Consider the following 20,878-nt stretch of genomic DNA (forward strand, 5'->3'; position numbering starts at 1 on the left):
AATCGGCTTTGCGCTGATCTCAATTGGTGGATTGCAAACCTTCCGGTCGACCAACCACGATGAAGTGCAACTGCTCTGGCAATAGGATTTCGCTGGCCACTTTGTTGATGTCTTCCAGCGTGACAGCATTTACCTTGTCATTGCGTGTGGCAATGTAGTCAATCGGCAGATCGTCCATCTGCATCCCCGCCAGGATCGAGGCGATGCGGCTATTGCCGTCGAAACGCAACGGATACGCGCCAGTCAGATAGGTTTTGGCGTCTTCCAGCTCTTTCTCCGTCACACCTTCAGCTGCCAGTTTTGCCCATTCTGTCTGAATGACCTCGACCGTTTCGGCAATCTTGCCATTGGCCGATGCAACCGACCCCATGTAGACGGCCCCCAGATCACGCGGCACCAGATAGCTGTAGACGCCATAGGTCAGCCCGCGTTTTTCGCGCACTTCCGACATCAAACGACTGTCAAAAGACCCGCCACCAAGGATCTGGTTCAACAGGTAGGCTGCGAAATATCGCGGGTCGTCACGTTCGATCCCGGCATGTCCAAACAGAGCCACGGATTGCGGGGTATCGTAGTCAACCACGGTCACGCCGCCGTCGATGGTAACCTCCGCCGGTCCCGGGATTGGCGCCCCTGCGTCTGGCAAATCGCCCAGCAAAGTATCCAGCAGCGCCCCCAGTTCGGCCTCAGTGATATCCCCAACCGCCCCGACATAGAGCCGGTCGCGGGCAAACACCGCGTCATGGGCATCGAACATGTCCTGACGGGTCAGCGCGGTAACGCTTTTGATGGTGCCGTTGCCCTCGGTGCCGTAGGGGTGGTCGCCAAAGGCCATCTGAGAGAACACCCGCCCTGCGATATCGTTGGGGTCCTTGGCATCTGCACGCAGCCCCGCCAGAACCTGGGCGCGCACCCGGTCGAGCGCATCCTGATCAAAGCGCGGCTCATGGATGGTCTGGCGCAACAGATCAATGGCTTGGTCGCGGTTCTCGCTCAGAAACTGCGCTGAGATCGACACCGTGTCCTTATCCGCATCATAGGAAAACCCGGCTGCCAGGCTTTCAACTGTGCGGGCGTAGTCCTGCGCAGCCAGTGGCCCGGCCCCCTCCTCCAGCAGCCCCGCCATCAGATAGGTCGCGCCACGTTTGCCCGGCTTGTCGAGCGACGTGCCGCCGCGAAAGCGCAGCTCCAGCGCAGTGAAGGGGATGCTGTGATCTTCAACCAGCCAGGCGGTTATGCCGCCGGGAGAGGTCACCTCTTTGATCTTCACCTCTGCCCAGACCGGCAAGGCGAGGAAACAGGCGGCCAATGCCGCCGCGACAAGCTTTAGCGCCTTCATTGGCTTACCTCTTCGTCTCGCATCATCCAGCCGGTGACCGAAACCTCCGGTCGCAGCACCTCGCGGGCGACGGCGATAATCTCATCTGCGGTGATCGATTGCAGGATACGCGGCCAGGCCTGCACATCCTCAACCGTCAGACCCGACGCCAGCGCCCGCCCGTAGCGGTTGGCGATCCCATCGACATTGTCGCGGGCGTAGATTTCTGCGGCCCGCAGTTGCAGTTTGATCCGCTCCAGCTGCGCCTCGTCCACGCCCTCTTCCAAAAATCGGGCGAAGGTTGCATCCAGCGCGGCCTCGGCCTCTTCAAGACTGACATCCGCCCCGGGCACGACCAGAAAATCGAAGGTGGTATCGTCAAGCGACACATCCGAGTAGAATACCCCGGTGTAGACCGCCACCTGCTGATCGAACTGCAACGCGTTGGTCAGGTAAGAGGTGCTGCCACCGCCCAGAAGCTCCGCCAGAAGATAAAGCGCTGCCGCACGTTCCTGCGCGCCACTGTCGCGTTCCGGTGCCAGGTAAGAGCGCTGGACAAACGGCTGCGCTACGCGGGCGTCCTTGAAGACAATGCGCCGGGCAGCGGTCTGCGGCGGCTCCTTGCTGCGGAGCCGTTCGGGAAGGTCAGGGTTGGCCGGGATTTTACCATAGGTTTCCTCGGCAAGGCGACGCACCTCCCCCGGATCAACGTCACCTGAGACAACCAGAATAGCATTATTCGGCGCGTAATAGGTGCCGTAGAAGGAAAGCGCGTCCGCCATATCCAGCTCTTCCATCTCGTGACGCCAGCCAATAATGGGCTGGCCATACCGATGGTTGAGGTATTGCGCCGCGTTCAACTGCTCACGAAACAACGCCCGCGGCTCACTGTCGGTGCGCTGGTTGCGCTCCTCGAGGATGACCTCACGCTCGGTCTCGATATCCTGCTCCGTCAGGCGGATATTGACCATTCGGTCGCTTTCCATCTGCATCATCAGCCCTAGGCGGTCCGCCGCAACACGCTGGAAATACGCCGTGTAGTCATAGCTGGTAAAGGCGTTGTCCCGGCCGCCGTTTGCAGCAACCGTGGCCGAAAGTTCCCCTGCCTCCAGCGTATCGGTCGCCTTGAAGAGCAAATGTTCAAGGAAATGCGCAACGCCGGACTGGCCGACAGGTTCGTCAGCGGAACCAGCCCGGTACCAGACCATATGCTGCACGACAGGCGCGCGGTGATCTTCGATCACCACCACCTGCATGCCGTTATCCAGAACGAAGCTGGACACCAGATCATTGGCGTCGCTCTGCGTTGTCGCATCCTGCGCCTGTGCGCTGCGAACAAACGTGCCAGCGGAGAATCCCGATGCTTCCATGGCCATCATGGCTGCGACAAACGCAGCTGCCCCGGTGACCCGTCGGATCATAGGTTTCAGAGGGGGGATCATTTCACGATCTCCTTTTTGCGGTGCGCCAACGGCACGTATCGACCGGCAGCGCCAAAATAGACTGATGTCGCGGATCGCACCCGGAGGCGGGCTCTTTTGAACCTCGCATCGCGCGCCCGGTCCGTAAGGGCAGCGATGCACCAGCACCGAGGTCAATCCAACAACATATCAATGGCGACCGATCCGGAAAACGGATCGATTTTGCTACTGTCAAACTACGCTCTGGAGGGGCATGTGCAAGAGAAATGGCGTTTTTGTGATCACCCGACGCCGCCGGATCAGCCCGTTCGGCGTTACTCTGCCGGTGGGGCTGACGGTGTCTCGAAGCCCGCCCGACGGTACCGTTCGCTCACCACATCCGGCGCGATGGCTTCACGTTTGTAAGCCTCCTGATAGCGATCGACCGGGAACAATTTGAACCGTGCGGTGCGGTTTTCCCGCTTGCGCTTTTTCGCATCCTGCGCCGCGAGATCTGCGCGCACCTCGGGGTCGACACCATAGCGGCTGGCAGCGGTTACCAAGGCACCATCGCTGGCAGGGATACCTTCGCCGGGGACCAGTGCGGCGGGGTTGCCCCCCAGCACGGCCACGGCTTCACCCTTGGGGTTGCGGTCGGTCAGATTGGCGGCGCCGGGTGTCGGCTGCGGCAATGTCTGATAGCTGGTCGGTTCGGCCAGTGGCTTGGCAGGCAAGACCATGAACTCATCCGGGCCGGTTCCAGCAGGGCGCAGATCGCGCAGCCCTTTTTGCCCGCAGGCAGATACGGCCAGCGCGCCCATCAGAACAATCACACCAAAAGGGATCCGCATGACCCGTTACTCCTGCCTGTTTGAGCCGCTTTTATCGCATTTCCCCGGCGAGGTCACGCAGGGTTTTTCTGCCGCCCGTCAAATAGGATCAAGCCGGCCGCACCGGCAAAGATGAAGATGTCCGCAACGTTGAAGACAAAGGGATTGTTGATACCGCAGCAGGACATATTGAGGAAGTCCAGCACATAGCCGTAAAGCAGTCTGTCCACCACATTGCCAAGCGCGCCTCCGATCACCAGACCGGCTGAAAGCTGCATCATGCGCGCATTGGCGGGCAGGCGCGCGATCCAGATCACCAGCACCACGCAGATCACAAGTGATAGACCGATGAGAACCCATCGCGTGGTATCAGTGCCACCGCCGAACAGGCCGAAGTTGATGCCCGTATTCTCGCCATAGCGAAACCGCAGCAGCGGTGCCAGCACATCAATGCCACCACGATTGGCCACATCCATGACCCGCACCACCAGATATTTGCTGACCTGATCGGTAAGCAGCGCCAGTATCGCGGCCCAGATCATCACTTTGGCTCGCATCTTGCGGCCCCCTTTGCCCGAAATCTAAGACGTGATCGGGCCAAAACCGGCCCGATCTGTCTCAGCTGCATTTAGTGGCGGAAATGGCGCATGCCGGTGAAGACCATTGCCAGACCTGCCTCATTGGCGGCCTTGATGACCTCATCATCGCGCATGGATCCACCGGGCTGAATCACACAGGTTGCACCGTTCGCCGCAGCTTCCAGGAGACCGTCCGCAAAGGGGAAGAACGCATCGGAAGCAACCGCAGACCCTTTTGCCAAGCTTTCGGGCAATTCCAGCGCATCAGCCATCCGCTGCGCTTTGATGCCTGCGATGGTAGCACTGTCCAGGCGGCTCATCTGGCCGGCGCCGACACCAACGGTCTGGCCGGATTTGACATAGACGATCGCATTGGATTTCACGTGTTTTGCAACCTTCCAGGCAAACAACAAATCCTGCATCTGCTCATCCGTCGGGGCCTTTTCAGTGACCACCTTCAGGTCATCCATGGCGCGGTGACCGACGTCCTTGTCCTGCACCAACATACCGCCCGACACCTGACGGGTGGTCAGACCTGTGTCCTGCGGATTGGGCACACCATCGGTCAGCAACAGACGCAGATTCTTCTTGGCGGCAAAAATCGCCTTTGCCTCATCCGAGGCACCGGGGGCGATGACGACTTCGGTGAAGATCTGCACGATCTCTTGCGCGGTTTCGCCGTCCAGCGGTTGGTTCAGGGCCACAATCCCGCCAAAGGCAGAGGTGCGATCGCAGTCGAAGGCCTTTTGGTACGCATCTTTCAGCATTGTGCCACGGGCAACACCACAGGGGTTGGCGTGTTTGATGATCGCCACGGCTGGGCCATCAGCGGGTGCAAACTCGCTGACCAGTTCAAACGCCGCATCGGTGTCGTTGATATTGTTGTAGGACAATTCCTTGCCCTGCACCTGCTGGGCCGTGGCCACACCTGCACGCGCGGAGCCATCCAGATAAAAGGCCGCCTGCTGATGCGGATTTTCACCATAGCGCAGCGTCTGCGCCAACTGTCCCGCCACTGCGCGGCGGCGCGGCGCCTCAAGGTTCAATGCGCCCGCCATCCAGTTTGAAACTGCAGCGTCATATGCGGCAGTGCGGGCGTAGGCGTTCTGCGCCAACCACTGACGGAAGCCGTAGGAGGTCTGGCCATCATTGCGATCCAGCTCTGCCAGCAGCGGTTCGTAGTCTTCGACATCCACCACAACGTTCACGAACAGGTGGTTCTTGGACGCCGCACGGATCATCGCGGGACCGCCAATATCAATGTTCTCAATGCAGGTGTCGTAGTCGGCACCCATGGCCATGGTTTCCTCAAATGGGTAGAGGTTCACGACCAGCAGATCGATGGCGCCGATGCCATGCTCATCCATTGCTGCGACATGGGTATCGTTGTCGCGCAGCGCCAGAAGCCCGCCATGCACCATCGGATGCAGGGTCTTAACCCGGCCATCCATCATTTCCGGAAAGCCGGTGATCTCGGAAACATCCTTGACGGTCAGCCCTGCGTCGCGCAGCGCCTTGGCGGTCCCGCCGGTCGAGAGCAGCTCAACGCCGCGTGCGGCCAAGGCCTTACCAAGGTCGATCAACCCGGTCTTGTCGGATACGGAAAGCAACGCACGGCGTACGGGGTGAAGGTCGGTCATGGCAGGCAGGTCCTTTTCAGGCTCAGTCAGTTAGCGCGGGGTCATCCCGGTTCAGGTCTCGCACGGCAACGGCAGTTTCCTGCGCCTTACTGAGCGTCCACCGGATGCGCGTGGCATAGTCCATTGCCCGCCCGGAGAGAACGATCTGTTTTGCCGCACGCGGCTTCAAGCGGGTTTTTTCCAGGTACACGCTGGGTTCCAGCTTCAATTCGCAGGTTCCGTCGTGGCGGAACACCCAGATCTCCCCGCTCTTGAGCGCCATGGATACTGCTGCGCCCCCCAAGTCAAGGGCTGCATCCACATCCGGGTGGAGATGCAGGCGGATCTCAAAGCCGATACCGCTTAAGGAATGGGCATCCATCGCCTTGTCAAAGCGCCGCTTGTTGCGGGTATCCAGCGCCAGAAGCATGTCCTCAACGGCCAAGCCACGCCCATCCACCGCCAGCTCCAGCGTACGGGCATGGGTCAGGCCGAAATGGCGTTCATACCCGTTGTGGCCACCCTGAAAGCGATAGCCATCCTCCAGATCAGAAATATCCAGCGGCACAGTATCCGGGGCCTCTGTCATGATCTCATGGCCACTGCCGCGTTCCGGGGGCGACAGACGGGCGCTGGAATGGCCCTCAATACAAAGGGTAGAATGCGACGGTGTGGCTCGACCTGCGCGACGCCATTCAACGCCAAAGGTTTCGCCCGAACCGCAGTTGACGATCAGGGGACGACGACCGGAGGTCAACTCAAACGCGAGGGTCGAAGCATGACCGTTCCATGAGGCGCGCCCTTTGGGCGGCACGGAGGCATCAATAATCACAGAGGTGCGCCGCCCAGAGAGACGAGCATAGCCCATCGCAAGACCATCAGCATGGCGCGTAGTGACGTGGCTTGCGGCAAGTGCATGATCCAGCCGCCCCTCAAGCCCGCGACCACCGCCGTGGAACCGCGCCAGGCCGCCATCCGCGTGACGCAATGTACGCAGGGTCGGTGCGATGCGTTCAATGGCGGCGAGTTGGGCGGGCGGGACACCCCGTCCGGCATCCTGCAATGCCGCTGCCGCCCAGGTTAGCAGGGTGAAGACTTCCAGCAATTCCTCAGGATTGCGAGTGGGCAGCCCGCCCTGATCGTCGATCTGACTGGCGCATTCCTCGGACAAGGCCTTTAGCGCGGGATCAACCTGATCTTCATGCCCTTTGAGAGCAAGGCCCGCATAGATCAAACCGGTGAGCGCCTCAAAGCGTGGCAATCCGGGAGAGGCCCCTTGCCAACGCCGAGAGAGAAACCATGTCTGGCGTGACAAGGCTCCGAAAAACGCATCCGATTGTTCGGCGGTACGGGCTGCCAGCAGGAACAGCGCGTGATTGATCCAGCGGATGACCCGACGCCCGGTCAGATCTGGTGACCAGCCCGGCCCGCTGCCCTGGCCATGGGTATCGATCCAGCCCCAAACCCAGAGTTGCGCCTTTTCTCGGGCGCGGAAATCACCGACAGCGGCTAGATCATCCAGCCAGGCAAACCCATGCCGTTCTGCATCAAAGGCAAGATCAGGCGCCACCACATCCCAAAGTATCGTGGTGGGTGATTCGACGAGGTACCCCGCAAACAGGAGATTACCGGCCACCAGCTGACGACCACGGGCAAAGCTCCCGATGGTGCGCGGCTCAGGCTGCGACACAAAGGTGGTAGCGCCGGGCTGCCGTCGTGCGCGCCGTGCGTAAAAGCGGTTCAACAGGCGGGTGCCGCGCCGCGCCATTCTATCGTATCGGGACATGCTCTCTTGCCTCACGCCAGAGATTTTTTCCGGGGCGTTTTGAGCTGAGCATAGCGATGGTTAGCGGCCAAGTCACCGATAATGCGGCCAATCACGCAGAGCACTATCGGCAAAGGGTCGCTTGCCGTCAGACCGACTTGCGCAGCTCAGCCATGTAGAACCCGTCCATACCGCCCAATTCGGACCAATAATCAGGCCGCAGCCGCAGCCCGCCTTCTTCTGTGATCCAATCAGGATCGATGCCCTCGACCTCGTGGATCCGATCGCCGACCGACATATCGGGAAACATCTCAAGCGCATCTTCAACCTGACATTCGCCCTCATCGGGCAACAGCGAACAGGTACAGTAAATCAACCGTCCACCCGGTTTCACCAGGCTCCAGGCATGGGCAAGCATCTGTGCCTGCAATTCAATCAGCGCGCCAAAGCCACTGCCATCCTTGGCATGAGGCAGGTCCGGGTGACGGCGAATCGTGCCCGTGGCAGAACACGGCGCATCCAGCAGGACCCCATCATATTGGCCGGTCTGTTCCAGCGCATCACCGACAATCACCGTGGCGCTGAGGTTGGTCCGGTCAAGGTTCTCCGACAGCCGCGCCATCCGACCAGCGGATTGATCCACGGCCGTCACATTCGCGCCGGTGGCAGCGATCTGCATCGTCTTACCCCCTGGCGCCGCACAGAGATCCAGGACCGATTCGCCTGGTTGCGCATTCAAAAGCTGTGCCGGTAGCGCGGCGGCGGCATCCTGTACCCACCAGTCACCGGTCTCAAAGCCCGGCAGGCCAGAGACCTGAACCGACCCGTGGATACGATACGAGCCGGTCGGCAGACGCAGCGCCTCCAGCGCCGACAGATCCGCGCCGGGTTTTGCTGTCAGATTCAGCGGCGCGCCTGCGAGATGGGCAGCCTCGATCTGCAGCATCGCAGCTGCGCCCCAGGCCTGCGACAGCGGGCTGCGCAGCCATTTCGGCAGGCGCGGGACCCGCAGCTTGGCCCATTCAGCAGGCCCCTGATCCGCCACCTTGCGCAGAACCGCGTTGACCAACCCCTTCAGTTTACCGTGGCGGCGGTGACGCGCGATGATGTCCACCATCTCATTCACCACACCATGTGCGGCCCCGCCCTGACACAGCTCAACCGTGCCGATGCGCAGAGCGTTATGTACGGTCAGCGGCGTCGATTTCTTCAGGTGTTTTTGCAAGATCCGATCCGCGCGCTCCAAATTGCGCAGCGTGTCTGTTGCGAGTCGCTGGCTGCGGGCGCGGTCCTCCGCAGGCAATTTATCCAAGGCCCCCGCCGCATAGCACTCAGACAGCAGCTTACCCTCCCCCAGCACCTGATCCAGCAGGTGAATGGCGCGGCGGCGGGCTTGGCTTGCATTGGACATGCGGATCTCCTGAACGAGGGGCAGCGGTCGATGGGTTGTCGCCGCCGGACGCGGGCGTATATCATAGAACGACAACAAGGGAACCCGGCATGAGTGACGCTGACAAAACCGAGATCACACCCGCGCTACCACCCGCCGCGCAGCGCGCGCTTGCGGAAGCCGCTGAGCGCCGCAAGGCCGCTGAGGCCGAAGCCGCCAATCGCCCAGTAGAGCTGGGTGGCCGCGATGGCCCCGATCCCGCGCGCTATGGCGATTGGGAGAAAAAAGGCATCGCCATCGATTTCTGACAGTGTCACCGCAGGAGGCCTGCATGATCATCGAGATCCGCCGATACAGGCTGCACCCCGGCAAACGCGAAGCCTTTATTGAGGTCTTTGAACGGGTGAACAGACCAGCATTGCGCGACGCGGGCATGCTGGTTTTTGGCCCGATGCGCGATCTGGAGGATCCGGACACCGTCCATTGGATGCGCGCCTTTGCAACGCTATCGGACCGCGAACGCATCAAGGATGACTTCTACGATGGTCCTGTCTGGCTGAAAGAAGTGGAACCGGTGGTGATGCCATTGATCGCTCATTTCGAAGCTTCAGTGGTGGAAACCACCGAAGAGTTCGAGACGTTCAGCGGCGCAGCATCCCTGCTCTGAAAATCAGAGCCCCAGCACGTCCAGCATATCGTATTGGCCTGGCTCCCTATCCTGCCCCCACAGTGCCGCCTTGATCGCGCCACGGGCAAAGATCGCGCGATCGGTTGCCAGATGGCGCAGGACGATACGCTCTCCCTGACCGGCAAACAGGACGTCATGTTCCCCGACGATATCGCCACCCCGAATGGCACTGAAACCGATATCACCGCGTTTGCGCGCCCCGGTTATGCCGTCGCGCCCGCTGTCACTGACATCTGAAAGCGCTACGCCACGCCCCTCAGCGGCGGCTTCACCCAACATCAGCGCGGTGCCGGAGGGGGCGTCGACTTTGTGATGGTGATGCGCCTCAATCACTTCGATATCAAAATCCTCATCAAGGGCGGCGGCGACCTTCTTGGTCAACTGGACCAGCAGGTTCACGCCAAGGCTCATGTTGCCAGCGCGCATCTGCACCGACTGACGCGAGGCTGGTTCCAGCTGAGCGATCTGTGCGTCGCTCATCCCGGTGGTGCCAATAACATGAACAATACCGGCCTCGGCCGCCAACCCGGCAAAGGCAATAGTCGCCTCTGGGCTGGTGAAGTCGATCACGGCCTGCGCCTTGGCAAAGGCAGCAGCGGCATCGTCGGTCACTGTCACGCCGATGTCAGAGCCGCCCATAGCCAGCCCTACATCCTGACCGACCCAATCGTGGCCCGCCCGCTCCACCGCGCCGACCAGTTGCGCGCGGGGATGATCCGCAATCGTCTTGATCAGCATCTGCCCCATGCGCCCGGAAGCGCCGGTGATCACGATGCCGGGTGTATCCGTGCTGGAAGCTGCCATGTCGGGGTCCTTCATTGTTGCGCTGGATCGCGCGTGGTCTGTTTCGGGCTGGTTTTGTCCTAACCGCTTGTGCTGCGCTTGGCAAAGCCCCGCTTTCGGCATAAATCGGATATATGGCTAAGAACAAACTCCACGAGGGCTCAGGGCCCTCACAACGTCAGCTCCGCGTCGGCGAATTGATTCGCCGCGCCCTGTCCGAAATTTTTGCACGCGGTGATCTGCATGATCCCGAATTGAACCGACTGTCGATCACTGTCGGCGAGGTTCGCACTTCGCCCGATCTGCGCATTGCCACCGCTTACGTTCTGCCACTTGGTGGCAAGGGGCAGGAAGACACGCTCAAACTGATGGCCCGCAACAAGGGCGAACTGCGTCGGATGATCGGCAAGAAGCTGGCGCTGAAGTTCACGCCGGAACTGCGGTTCCAGCTGGATGACACCTTTGACCGGATGGATGACACCCGCCGGATGCTGTCGCAGGACGCGGTGCGCCGCGATATCGGCGAGTGATTCGCTGGGCGGTGGCTATGGCGCTGGCCCTCTGGGCCGCGCCTGCTGCAGCGGTGGACTGCCGCGACATCGCCTATGACGACAACCGCTACACGATCTGCGAGGTCAACGTCGCCGAGGATGAGTTGCGCCTGTTTCTGAAAAACGACGCGGGCGAAGTCTACGGGCATTTCTCCACCATCGAAAGCGATCTGGAAGCCAAGGGGCAGAGTCTGCCCTTTGCGACAAATGCCGGTATGTACCATCGCGACCGTTCTCCTGTCGGATTGTATCGGGACGGCGACGACGAGGAGATGCGGCTGATCACATCCCCCGGTCCGGGCAATTTCGGACTGCTGCCCAATGGAGTGCTATGTATCGGCGCTGCCCGCACGGATGTGATCGAAACACTGACCTTTGCTGAGACCAAACCACAGTGCCGCTATGCCACGCAATCCGGTCCAATGCTGGTGATCGATGGCGCGTTGCATCCGCGGTTTCTGCCGGACTCGACCTCGTATTTCATTCGCAACGGCGTCGGCACCAGCGCCGACGGCCAGCGCGTGGTCTTTGCCATCTCGCGGAACGCTGTGACGTTTCACCAGTTTGGCAGCCTGTTCCGGGACCATCTGAAGCTGCCAAGTGCGCTCTATTTTGATGGCAATATTTCGCGGCTCCACGCGCCGCAGATCAACCGCAGCGATGCCGGCTTCATGATGGGACCGGTGGTAGGCGTGGTGGCTGACGGCACCAAGAGCGACGCGGCGACCAACTGAGTCAACCACACGCGTCGGGCCAGCCCATGCCGCAGTTGGCTGACGGTTTCGCCACCTCCCGCGATTGACAGCCCGGGATGGCTGGGCTACCTCGCGCGCCTCTCTCACCGACGATGACATTGGGGTACAACATGGGACGCAAACGCAAAGGGCGCGATATTTCCGGCTGGCTGGTGGTCGACAAGCCTGCGGGGCTGACGTCCACTGCGGTTGTCAATAAGGTCCGCTGGGCCTTTGATGCCAAGAAGGCAGGCCATGCCGGCACGCTGGACCCCGAAGCAACCGGCGTTCTGGCAGTCGCTTTGGGCGAAGCCACCAAGACTGTGCCTTATATCACCGATGCGCTGAAGGCCTACACTTTCACTGTGCGGCTCGGTCAGGCGACCAATACCGATGACGCCGAAGGCGAAGTGATCGCCAGCAGCGATACACGGCCAAGTGATGAGGACATCGTGGCGGCGCTGCCGCAATTCCTTGGTGATATCATGCAGGTACCACCAAAATTCTCAGCGGTGAAAATCGACGGCCAGCGTGCCTATAAGCTGGCGCGCGATGGTGAAGACATCGAACTGGCCGCCCGCCCGTTGTGGGTTGAGGAACTGATCCTAGTGGATCGTCCTGACGCTGACCATGTCGTGTTGGAAATGACCTGCGGCAAAGGCGGCTATGTGCGGTCCATCGCCCGGGATCTGGGCGCGGCCCTTGGGTGTTACGGCCATGTCAAATGCTTGCGCCGGATCTGGTCGGGGCCGTTTGACGCCGAGGATGGTATCAGCCTGGAAACACTGGACGAGATGGCCAAATCGCCGGATCTGGACGGTTTTTTGCGCCCGCTTGAGGAAGGGCTTGCCGATCTGCCCCAGCTGATCTGCACCCCCGAAGGTGCGGCGAAACTGCGCAACGGCAACCCGGGCATGGTGCTCGCCTCCGATGTTGAATACGGCGAAGAGGCCTGGGCCTCGCTGGAGGGTCAGGCCGTCGCAGTCGGCCACTACAAAGCCGGTGAGTTGCATCCCAGCCGCGTCTTTGTGCGCTAGCCTGTGGTTGACAGCGGCGCGAGGTCTGGGCACGACGGGCGCCATGATCCATCGCAGCCACACCAAGGGCGACGCGCCCTCAACCGCAGTCTATTCCAACTGCGAGCAGTATCGATATAGCCTCAGCCGGATCTGGGATCCGGCGGGGACACGGGTGATGTTTGTGATGCTCAACCCGTCTACCGCGACTGAGGTGCAGAACGATCCAACGATTGAGCGCTGCGAAAGACGCGCGCGCGCCTTGGGACATGGCGGATTTCGCGCGACCAATATCTTTGCCTTTCGGGCCACTGACCCCCGCGACATGAAACAAGCTGCCGATCCAGTTGGGCCGGATAATCTGGGAATAATTCTGGAGGGTGCGGACTGGGCGGATCAGGTGATCTGCGCCTGGGGCACCCACGGCGCGTTTCGTCAGCAAGGTGATCAAGTTGCGGCGGCACTTGTTGAAACCGGTCGGCCGTTGTTTCATCTCGGACTGAGCAAGGCCGGTCATCCCAAACACCCGCTCTACATTCGCTACGACCAGAAACCCGAACCCTGGCGGCCCACGCTGTCATAAGATCTTGCTAACCATCGCTTCTGATTTGATTTGATACACAACTATTACGTGTATCATATTGGTCATGCGGGTGTTCCGCGTGTTTCATGAGGGGTCGCCGGAATGTTGATGCTGGCTGCAATGTTGGGGGTCGCCGCCGTTGGCGGCATCTTGTTGATTGACGAGGGGGACAGCGGCTCTGACACCTCTGACGTCAATGAAGACAACGATGATACTGCCGAAAAGGGCAGCAGCAGCGAAACCATCTCACTCGACACACTCGTCTCTACTGGCACCGCTGCACCCGATCAGCTTGGCGGCGATGGTGCAGACGATCTACTGCACGGCCTGGCTGGGGATGATCAACTGAACGGCTACGCCGGTGATGACAGCGTACAAGGTGACGAAGGCAATGACACACTGCACGGCGGTGAGGGGGACGACACCCTAGAGGGCGGCTCCGGAGATGATCTCCTACACGGCGACCATGGCGATGACCTGCTGGCCGGTGATGATGATGATGACAGGCTGTTTGGCCACTTCGGTGAGGACACGCTTGACGGCGGTGCAGGCGATGATCAGGCTCACGGCGGTCAGGGCAATGATACGCTGGTCGGGGCCAACGGGCGCGACGCGCTGCACGGGAACGACGATGATGACCATCTGACAGGTGGCCAGGGGCAGGACACGCTGTTCGGCGGCACTGGTGATGATCTTCTGGTCGGCGACGATGATGGCGACACTGCAGATTACCTGAACGGAGGTGACGGCGATGACACGATACTTGCCGGGGCCGGTGATATCGTGACCACCGGCACAGGCGCCGACAGTATCCTTGTTGGCGCAGGTAATTTTTATGTCAGCGAGGACGCAAACGGGGACAATACGGACCCCACCGCCCCCATCGATTTGTCCGATTTCAATAAAAGCGAGGATCAGCTGGTTGTCATCTGGGACAAATTCGGCTCTGACACGCCTGTCGTTGACGTGAGCAGCGATCCAGATACCCCCGGTGAGCATATCGTAACGATAGACGGCAAGGAGGCGCTGCGCGTGACCGGCCCTGCAGAACTGGCAGCATCCGACATACTGGTCGTAGACCAAGAGGCCGCGATCCGCTTCGGCGTGATGGCGAATGAAGCTGGCAGCGGCGGGCTAACGCTCGACTAATCCAGGTCTCGTCAGCCCGACATCCGCTGCGCTGACAGAGACTATGCCGCAAAACCTTTTGCTATTTCCGAAGAATCTGCGTATACGCGCGACCTGTTCAACGGCGCTGCGGCCTTCTGCGGAAAACTGCATCGCCCGAGACGCCTCCATGGGCCTGTGCTGGACGACATCCCGGCCTGCGCCATTCACACAAACCTTCAAAGGAGACCCCGATGTCGATCACTGCTGAAGAAAAAGCCCGCCTGATGAAAGAATTCGCAACCAAAGACGGCGACACCGGTTCCCCGGAAGTCCAGGTTGCAATCCTAACCTCGCGCATCAACACCCTGACCGAGCACTTCAAAACCCACAAGAAGGACAACCACGGTCGTCGTGGCCTTCTGAAAATGGTTGCTCAGCGTCGTAAGCTGCTGGACTACACCAAAGGCAAAGACGTGGCCCGCTATCAGGACCTCATCAAACGTCTCGGCATCCGTCGCTAATCGCGACGACCAGACGGTTGAAGATCAACGCCCGCGCCATTTGGCTGCGGGCGTTTTTCGTTGCACTGGCTGATCTGCGGGCTGCTAGGCTACAGCCCCGCACTGTGACATAGCGGCCGTCGGATGGGCCGTCTCCGCTTGCGATGGTGCGTCCTTGACCAAGCTCACGCCAAGACCTGCAAGAATGTCCAGGCGCCGCGCTGCAAAAGCATGGGCGCGGGCGCGCAGGACAGCAAGGTTTTCCTCAGCCAGTTCCAGCACCCGACCATCCTGTTCCAGCCGCTGCCCCTGCGGCTCAAGAATTCGCCAGACAAAACTCGCCCAATCATCCGGGGTCTGATGTCCCTCGCTTTGTGCAAGCAGGAACAGCTGCTCCATTCGGTCAACCGCAACGCCGCCCCCCGTCACCGGAGATGCCAAGAAGCCTAGACGCTCACTATCCTCAGCATTCTTGCAAACCGCCGAATTGAAGTCGTGGCATCGCGCAACCCGATCCGCATATCCCGTCTGCGGCAGACAGGGCACGATATAGCCCGCACCAGTCAGGATTGTCAGCATCCGCGTGATATCGCCCCAGGTCATATCTGAGAACACCCCTTGCTCCAGCAAGGCGCGAACGGTGTGCTGCCCAGCGGCCAAAGCGTGCAAAACAGGCTCATACTGGCTCGCTTCCAACGCGATATCTCCCTTGCGCCAGCTGATTTTCAACGGGCCGGTTCCATAATGGCGCGCCAGCGCGAAGGTGGTCTGAAACCACCCTCCGACGCCGCCACGTTGCGTTTGTGGCAGCCACCCCCGTACAAAAACATCCGCGCGGAACTGCTCGTTTAACAGAATGTCACGCAATCCCTCGCGCCTGATCGCATTGCTTTCTTCTGCCAGAAGCGCCCGCTGTGGCGCGCTGAGGCAGATATCGTCGATGTGATCCAGAGGATTCGCCGCCCCCATGAACTCCAGTTTTGCCTGCGCCAGATCTTCTGCCACATCGGCAAAATGAAACGGGGTCCAATCCTTGTTGAAGAACTCATGCGCCAGGTAGTTCCGCGACATCGACTTCATCTCGCTCAACCGGGTCAGCTGGCCCGGATTGGAAGCAAAGAACCCCGCACCGGCCTGTTTCAATTGCTCGGCAAACCCCAAGGCTTCGTCAATGCGCTGCTCCAGCGGCCCGGTGCTCTGCGCCGCGCGATCCGTCAGCAACCGGCGCAATGGCATCGATGGAGCCCAGCCAGGTTGCGTGTTGTAACTGATATAGACCAGCCCACCCGGTTTCAGGCGGCGGGCGATGAAGCCGGTAATCCGTTCCTGATTCTCCCGCGAGACCCAGCTGTAGACGCCATGGAGCGCAATCACATCGAAGCTATTTGGCAAGGTTGCCTCCTCCTCGAAATCCTCAAAGGATCTTTCGTAGAAGGTGACATTGGGCACCGTGGCCTCCTGTGCCAGTCGATGTGCACCAGCGATATGCGCCGGGTTGAAATCCATCGCATGCACATCAACATGCGGGTTTGCAGCGGCCAGCAGATTGGCGGTGAACCCCTGCCCGCAGCCCAACTCACAATAGGTTAGACGGTTGTCATCCAACCCATGCCGATGCCCCCGCGACAACGCAGCAAACGCCAAGCGCGATGGCGTCATCTCATGAAAGAAATCATGCGTGTAGTCGAGCTCGGCAACATAGCCGGAGGTCCAATCGTTCATTCAGCACCTGTTCATTCGTGGTGGGGTCGACGGCGTCTTGCCCTTCTGGGGTGCGCAAAGTTTTCATAAAAACGCTGAGGATCTGGTTAACGCACAGGTATTTAGAACTCGCCATCGGCGTTGCTGCGCCCTGTGGTATGGGGCCTGGCGCGAAATCTCTGAGAACCGGCATCACCAGCGCTTGCCCTTTCAATCTGTACAAAAATCCTGTAAGGGCGGCCTATCTGAGACGTGCTGCCAAGACCCCGGCAGTCGAAAGAAAGATAGAGAGGGGTCGGCGGCAATGGGGCCGCCACATCAAACGGGAGACCCGGGATACGCCCGGGAGTGCTCCCAGCTAGGATAAGCTGAATGTTTAACGTTACAAAGAAATCGATGCAGTGGGGCGAAGAGACGCTCACACTGGAGACCGGCAAGGTTGCCCGTCAGGCTGATGGCACCGTGATTGCCACCCTGGGCGAGACCTCGGTCATGGCAAATGTCACCTTTGCCCGCCAGCAGAAACCGGGTCAGGACTTCTTCCCTCTGACCGTCCACTACCAGGAAAAATACTACGCGGCGGGCAAGGTCCCCGGTGGTTTTTTCAAGCGTGAAGCACGCCCCACCGAAAAAGAAACGCTGACTGCGCGTCTGATTGACCGTCCGATCCGCCCGCTGTTCGTCCCCGGCTTCAAGAACGAAGTTCTGGTGATGTGCACCGTGCTGAGCCACGATCTGGTCAACGATCCCGACATGGTCGCCATGATCGCAGCCTCTGCGGCGCTGACCCTGTCCGGCGCGCCCTTCATGGGCCCGATCGCCGCTGCGCGCGTTGGTTTTGAGGGCGGCGAATACGTCCTGAACCCGACTGTCGACGACATGCAGGACCTGCGCCTGAACCCTGATCAGCGTCTGGATCTGGTTGTTGCCGGCACCAAAGATGCCGTGATGATGGTTGAATCCGAAGCTTACGAGTTGACCGAAGCCGAAATGCTGGGTGCGGTGAAATTTGCTCATGAGCAGATCCAGCCGGTAATCGACCTGATCATCTCGCTGGCGGAAGAGGCGGCGAAAGAGCCGTTTGACTTCCAGCCTGCTGATTATTCCGAGCTGTTCGCCGCTGTTAAGGCTGCCGGTGAAGAGCAGATGCGCGCTGCATTTGCGATCACCGACAAGCAGGAGCGCACCGCCGCTGTTGCCGCCGCCCGCGACGCGATCAAAGCCTCGCTGAACGAAGAACAGCTGGAAGATGCCAACCTCGGTTCCGCCCTGAAGAAGCTGGAAGCTGGCATTCTGCGTGGCGATGTGGTCAAGACCGGCAAGCGGATCGACGGACGTTCGACCACCGATGTCCGCGCCATCGAGTCGGAAACTGGCATGCTGCCGCGGACCCATGGTTCGGCGCTGTTCACCCGTGGTGAAACTCAGGCACTGGCTGTGACCACGCTGGGCACCGGTGACGACGAGCAGTTCATCGACGCGCTGCACGGCAATTTCAAATCCAACTTCCTGCTGCACTACAACTTCCCTCCCTATTCGGTTGGTGAAGTGGGTCGTGTCGGCTCCCCGGGCCGTCGTGAAATCGGTCACGGTAAGCTGGCATGGCGCGCATTGCAGGCGGTTCTGCCTGCGCCGACCGACTTCCCCTACACCGTCCGTGTGGTGTCGGAGATCACCGAATCGAACGGTTCCTCCTCGATGGCATCCGTCTGCGGTGGTTCGCTGTCCATGATGGACGCCGGCGTTCCGCTGAAAGCACCGGTTGCCGGTGTGGCCATGGGTCTGATCCTGGAAGACGACGGCTCCTACGCGATCCTGTCGGACATTCTGGGCGACGAAGACCACCTCGGCGACATGGACTTCAAAGTGGCGGGTACCGACAAGGGCATCACCTCGCTGCAGATGGACATCAAGGTTGCAGGCATCACGCCTGAAATCATGGAAAAAGCACTGGATCAGGCCAAGGACGGCCGTCTGCACATCCTCGGTGAAATGGCCAAGGCTCTGTCGGAAACCAATGCGTTCTCCGTCCATGCGCCGCGCATCGAGACCATGCAGATCCCGACCGACAAGATCCGTGAAGTCATCGGCTCCGGCGGTAAGGTCATCCGCGAGATCGTGGAAACCTCCGGCGCGAAAGTCGACATCAACGACGACGGCGTGATCAAGATCGCATCGGCCGACGGCACCGCCATTCAGAAGGCCTATGACATGATCCACTCGATCGTGGCAGAGCCGGAAGAAGGCGCCATCTACACCGGTAAGGTCGTGAAGATCGTCGACTTCGGCGCCTTCGTGAACTTCTTCGGCAAGCGCGATGGCCTGGTACACGTGTCCCAGATCGAAAACCGCCGCCTGAACCATCCTTCGGACGTTCTGAAGGAAGGCCAGGAAGTGAAAGTGAAGCTGCTGGGCTTTGATGATCGCGGCAAGGTCCGCCTGTCCATGAAGATCGTGGATCAGGAAACCGGCGAAGAAATCAAAGCTGAGAAGAAAGAAGACGCGGAATAATCTGCCTCTTTTTCAAAGCATCCCGAACCCCGCCAGAAATGGCGGGGTTTCTTCGTTTTCGGGTCCACAGGCTGCGGCCTCCCTCTTTTCACCGCTGGGCAAGATCGCTACCTCTGGCTTATGCGATCCTACATCATTCATATGGCAGGTGATCAGAAACGCGCCCCAAACGTGGCACGGCTGATGACAGAGCTGCCGCAGCCGGAGATCATTGAGGCGGTCAATGGCCGCGCGGTTCTGAAGGCAGGCGGGATCACCGTACACAATGGCGACTTGCACCAGCCGCGTTACCCCTTTGCGCTGAGGGCTGGGGAGATCGGCTGTTTCCTCTCCCATCGCAAATGCTGGCAGAAGATCGTCGACAGCACCGATGAGTTCGGCTTGATCGTCGAAGATGATCTTGCCTTGGACCTGACGATCTGGCGCGATGCCATCAAATTGGCCGAAAATCGCGCCACCACCGAGAGTTTTATCCGGCTGCCTGCCAAACACCGCGAAACCGCGACGCAGCTTATCGCGACCGAGGGCGAAGCGCGCCTGTTTCTGCCAAGACGCATCGGATTGCAAACCGTCGCGCAGGTGGTGGGAAAAGCCGCGGCGGCGCGCCTACTGGCAGCCACGGAGACGCTGGACCGACCGGTTGATACCTTCCTTCAGATGCACTGGGTCCATGGGCAAATGGTCCACACAATCTGGCCCAATGGTGCATCAGAACTGACGGAGGAATTGGGGGGCTCAACCATCCAGTCGCGCCCCACAGGAGGAAAGATCGCGCGTGAAGTGAAACGCGCGCTCTACCGGAGCCAAGTCGCCCTGCGCCCACAAAAGCACTCGTAGTGGAGCCATAGAAAAAGGGGCCAGTTGGCCCCTTTCCCACAACGGTCATTTCACAAGGGTACAACGCCCCCGTTTGAATGTTTCAGTCGGCTATTCCGGCGCCTTGGTTTTGCGCAGATAGGGGAAGATCGTCTCGAACTCACCGAATTTGGCCTTGGCATCCTCATTCGATACACTCGGCGGAATAATCACATCTTCGCCGGGCACCCAGTTCGCAGGCGTCGCAACGCCTTTGCCAGACATCTGCAGACCGTCCAGAGCGCGCAGAATTTCGGCAAAGTTACGGCCCACCGTCATTGGGTAGGTCATCGACAGCTTCAGCTGCTTATCCGGACCAATGATAAAGACCGAGCGCACGGTGGCGCTGTCTGCGGGCGTGCGACCATCTGGCAGATAGGCCTCGGCTGGCAGCATGTCGAAGGCCTTGGAGACGGCCAGACCTTCATCGGCGATGATCGGGAAACCAGCGCTGGCCTTACCATAGCTTTCAATATCGCCCTTCCATTTCTTGTGATCCTCAACGCCGTCAACCGACACACCGATCACCTTGGTATTGCGGGCTGCCCATTCGTCAGCCAGCTGCGCCACTGCCGAAAATTCCGTGGTGCAGACAGGTGTAAAATCTTTGGGGTGGGAAAACAGGATCGCCCAGCTATCACCGATCCAGTCATGAAATGAGACGGTGCCCTGATCGGTTTCTGCGGTGAAATCCGGAACCACATCATTGATACGCAAACCCATGGGTCTCTCCTCTGCTGTCAAATAAATACTCTCTGGTCGATAACCTAACCACTCGACGCGCAGGTTAAACCCTTGATAGCTGGCCAGCAGTCGAAAAGATCAACTCACGCGTCAATCTGACCCGCTCGGGACATGCGTGCAGGTCTATCGATGAGATCGCACACCCCTCCCAGAATAGCGGCAAAATAGCGGATTTTTATCCATTTCGACAATTTGATCAAAT

20 protein-coding genes are annotated in these 20,878 nt (G+C 60.0%); 10 read left to right on the forward strand and 10 right to left on the reverse strand.

Translation table 11 applies throughout. From position 1 onward, the window contains the following. Positions 1 to 19: 19 nt before the first annotated feature. The 7 genes from GAL_RS16355 to GAL_RS16385 form a co-directional block, all read right to left on the reverse strand. A complete protein-coding gene (locus tag GAL_RS16355; RefSeq protein WP_024098667.1) occupies positions 20 to 1,339 on the reverse strand; it encodes a M16 family metallopeptidase in 1,320 nt (439 codons plus the stop codon). After that, complete coding sequence (locus GAL_RS16360; RefSeq protein WP_024098668.1) at positions 1,336 to 2,760, reverse strand: M16 family metallopeptidase; 1,425 nt, start codon at positions 2,758 to 2,760, stop codon at positions 1,336 to 1,338. The genes GAL_RS16355 and GAL_RS16360 overlap by 4 nt, the downstream gene beginning before the upstream one ends. 293 nt (positions 2,761 to 3,053) lie before the next feature. Continuing rightward, entirely contained in the window at positions 3,054 to 3,569 is a 516-nt protein-coding gene (locus GAL_RS16365) for a DUF3035 domain-containing protein (RefSeq protein ID WP_024098669.1), read from the reverse strand. A gap of 53 nt (positions 3,570 to 3,622) precedes the next feature. Next, positions 3,623 to 4,105, reverse strand: a complete 483-nt coding sequence (lspA, locus tag GAL_RS16370) for a signal peptidase II (RefSeq protein ID WP_024098670.1) — start codon at positions 4,103 to 4,105, stop codon at positions 3,623 to 3,625. 71 nt (positions 4,106 to 4,176) lie between these two features. Then, positions 4,177 to 5,766: a bifunctional phosphoribosylaminoimidazolecarboxamide formyltransferase/IMP cyclohydrolase gene (purH, locus tag GAL_RS16375; protein WP_024098671.1), complete on the reverse strand. Its 1,590-nt coding sequence runs from the start codon at positions 5,764 to 5,766 to the stop codon at positions 4,177 to 4,179. 22 nt (positions 5,767 to 5,788) lie between these two features. Beyond that, a complete protein-coding gene (locus GAL_RS16380) occupies positions 5,789 to 7,531 on the reverse strand; it encodes a heparinase II/III family protein (protein WP_024098672.1) in 1,743 nt (580 codons plus the stop codon). Positions 7,532 to 7,658: 127 nt separating this feature from the next. After that, entirely contained in the window at positions 7,659 to 8,921 is a 1,263-nt protein-coding gene (locus tag GAL_RS16385) for an RsmB/NOP family class I SAM-dependent RNA methyltransferase (protein ID WP_024098673.1), read from the reverse strand. An 89-nt stretch (positions 8,922 to 9,010) separates the two neighbouring features. Between GAL_RS16385 and GAL_RS16390 the strand changes: the two genes are divergently transcribed. Both GAL_RS16390 and GAL_RS16395 read left to right on the forward strand, forming a co-directional pair. Next, positions 9,011 to 9,208 (forward strand): DUF1674 domain-containing protein, encoded by a 198-nt coding sequence (locus tag GAL_RS16390; RefSeq protein ID WP_024098674.1) that lies wholly within the window; start codon positions 9,011 to 9,013, stop codon positions 9,206 to 9,208. 23 nt (positions 9,209 to 9,231) lie between these two features. Beyond that, on the forward strand, positions 9,232 to 9,567 hold the full coding sequence (locus GAL_RS16395; protein ID WP_024098675.1) for a putative quinol monooxygenase: 336 nt from the start codon (positions 9,232 to 9,234) through the stop codon (positions 9,565 to 9,567). Positions 9,568 to 9,570: 3 nt separating this feature from the next. On the opposite strand, the gene dapB is transcribed toward GAL_RS16395, so the two are convergent. Then, the gene (dapB, locus tag GAL_RS16400; protein ID WP_024098676.1) at positions 9,571 to 10,392 is read right to left on the reverse strand and encodes a 4-hydroxy-tetrahydrodipicolinate reductase; all 822 of its coding nucleotides are present in this window, start codon (positions 10,390 to 10,392) and stop codon (positions 9,571 to 9,573) included. Between the two features lie 113 nt (positions 10,393 to 10,505). On the opposite strand from dapB, the gene rbfA reads away from it, so the two are divergent. From rbfA to rpsO, 6 genes are all read left to right on the forward strand, one after another. Next, a complete protein-coding gene (gene rbfA, locus GAL_RS16405; protein ID WP_024098677.1) occupies positions 10,506 to 10,901 on the forward strand; it encodes a 30S ribosome-binding factor RbfA in 396 nt (131 codons plus the stop codon). A gap of 17 nt (positions 10,902 to 10,918) precedes the next feature. Continuing rightward, positions 10,919 to 11,656: a phosphodiester glycosidase family protein gene (locus GAL_RS16410; protein WP_024098678.1), complete on the forward strand. Its 738-nt coding sequence runs from the start codon at positions 10,919 to 10,921 to the stop codon at positions 11,654 to 11,656. A 131-nt stretch (positions 11,657 to 11,787) separates the two neighbouring features. Continuing rightward, complete coding sequence (gene truB, locus GAL_RS16415) at positions 11,788 to 12,693, forward strand: tRNA pseudouridine(55) synthase TruB (protein WP_040104317.1); 906 nt, start codon at positions 11,788 to 11,790, stop codon at positions 12,691 to 12,693. 43 nt (positions 12,694 to 12,736) lie between these two features. Continuing rightward, the gene (locus tag GAL_RS16420; RefSeq protein ID WP_024098680.1) at positions 12,737 to 13,255 is read left to right on the forward strand and encodes a DUF1643 domain-containing protein; all 519 of its coding nucleotides are present in this window, start codon (positions 12,737 to 12,739) and stop codon (positions 13,253 to 13,255) included. A 102-nt stretch (positions 13,256 to 13,357) separates the two neighbouring features. Next, positions 13,358 to 14,404: a calcium-binding protein gene (locus tag GAL_RS16425; protein ID WP_024098681.1), complete on the forward strand. Its 1,047-nt coding sequence runs from the start codon at positions 13,358 to 13,360 to the stop codon at positions 14,402 to 14,404. 212 nt (positions 14,405 to 14,616) lie between these two features. Beyond that, positions 14,617 to 14,886 carry a 30S ribosomal protein S15 gene (rpsO, locus tag GAL_RS16430; protein ID WP_024098682.1) on the forward strand — a complete coding sequence of 90 codons (270 nt, stop codon included), beginning with the start codon at positions 14,617 to 14,619 and terminating at the stop codon, positions 14,884 to 14,886. An 84-nt stretch (positions 14,887 to 14,970) separates the two neighbouring features. Here the strand turns inward: rpsO and GAL_RS16435 are convergent, their stop codons facing one another. After that, on the reverse strand, positions 14,971 to 16,587 hold the full coding sequence (locus tag GAL_RS16435) for a class I SAM-dependent methyltransferase (protein ID WP_024098683.1): 1,617 nt from the start codon (positions 16,585 to 16,587) through the stop codon (positions 14,971 to 14,973). A 351-nt stretch (positions 16,588 to 16,938) separates the two neighbouring features. Between GAL_RS16435 and pnp the strand changes: the two genes are divergently transcribed. Then, positions 16,939 to 19,077: a polyribonucleotide nucleotidyltransferase gene (gene pnp / locus GAL_RS16440; protein WP_024098684.1), complete on the forward strand. Its 2,139-nt coding sequence runs from the start codon at positions 16,939 to 16,941 to the stop codon at positions 19,075 to 19,077. Positions 19,078 to 19,197: 120 nt separating this feature from the next. Then, on the forward strand, positions 19,198 to 19,914 hold the full coding sequence (locus GAL_RS16445; protein WP_024098685.1) for a glycosyltransferase family 25 protein: 717 nt from the start codon (positions 19,198 to 19,200) through the stop codon (positions 19,912 to 19,914). Positions 19,915 to 20,004: 90 nt separating this feature from the next. Here the strand turns inward: GAL_RS16445 and GAL_RS16450 are convergent, their stop codons facing one another. Beyond that, positions 20,005 to 20,655 (reverse strand): peroxiredoxin, encoded by a 651-nt coding sequence (locus tag GAL_RS16450; RefSeq protein ID WP_024098686.1) that lies wholly within the window; start codon positions 20,653 to 20,655, stop codon positions 20,005 to 20,007. Positions 20,656 to 20,878 lie beyond the last annotated feature (223 nt).

It is taken from the genome of Phaeobacter gallaeciensis DSM 26640 (genome assembly GCF_000511385.1).
Classification (GTDB): Bacteria; Pseudomonadota; Alphaproteobacteria; order Rhodobacterales; family Rhodobacteraceae; genus Phaeobacter; species Phaeobacter gallaeciensis.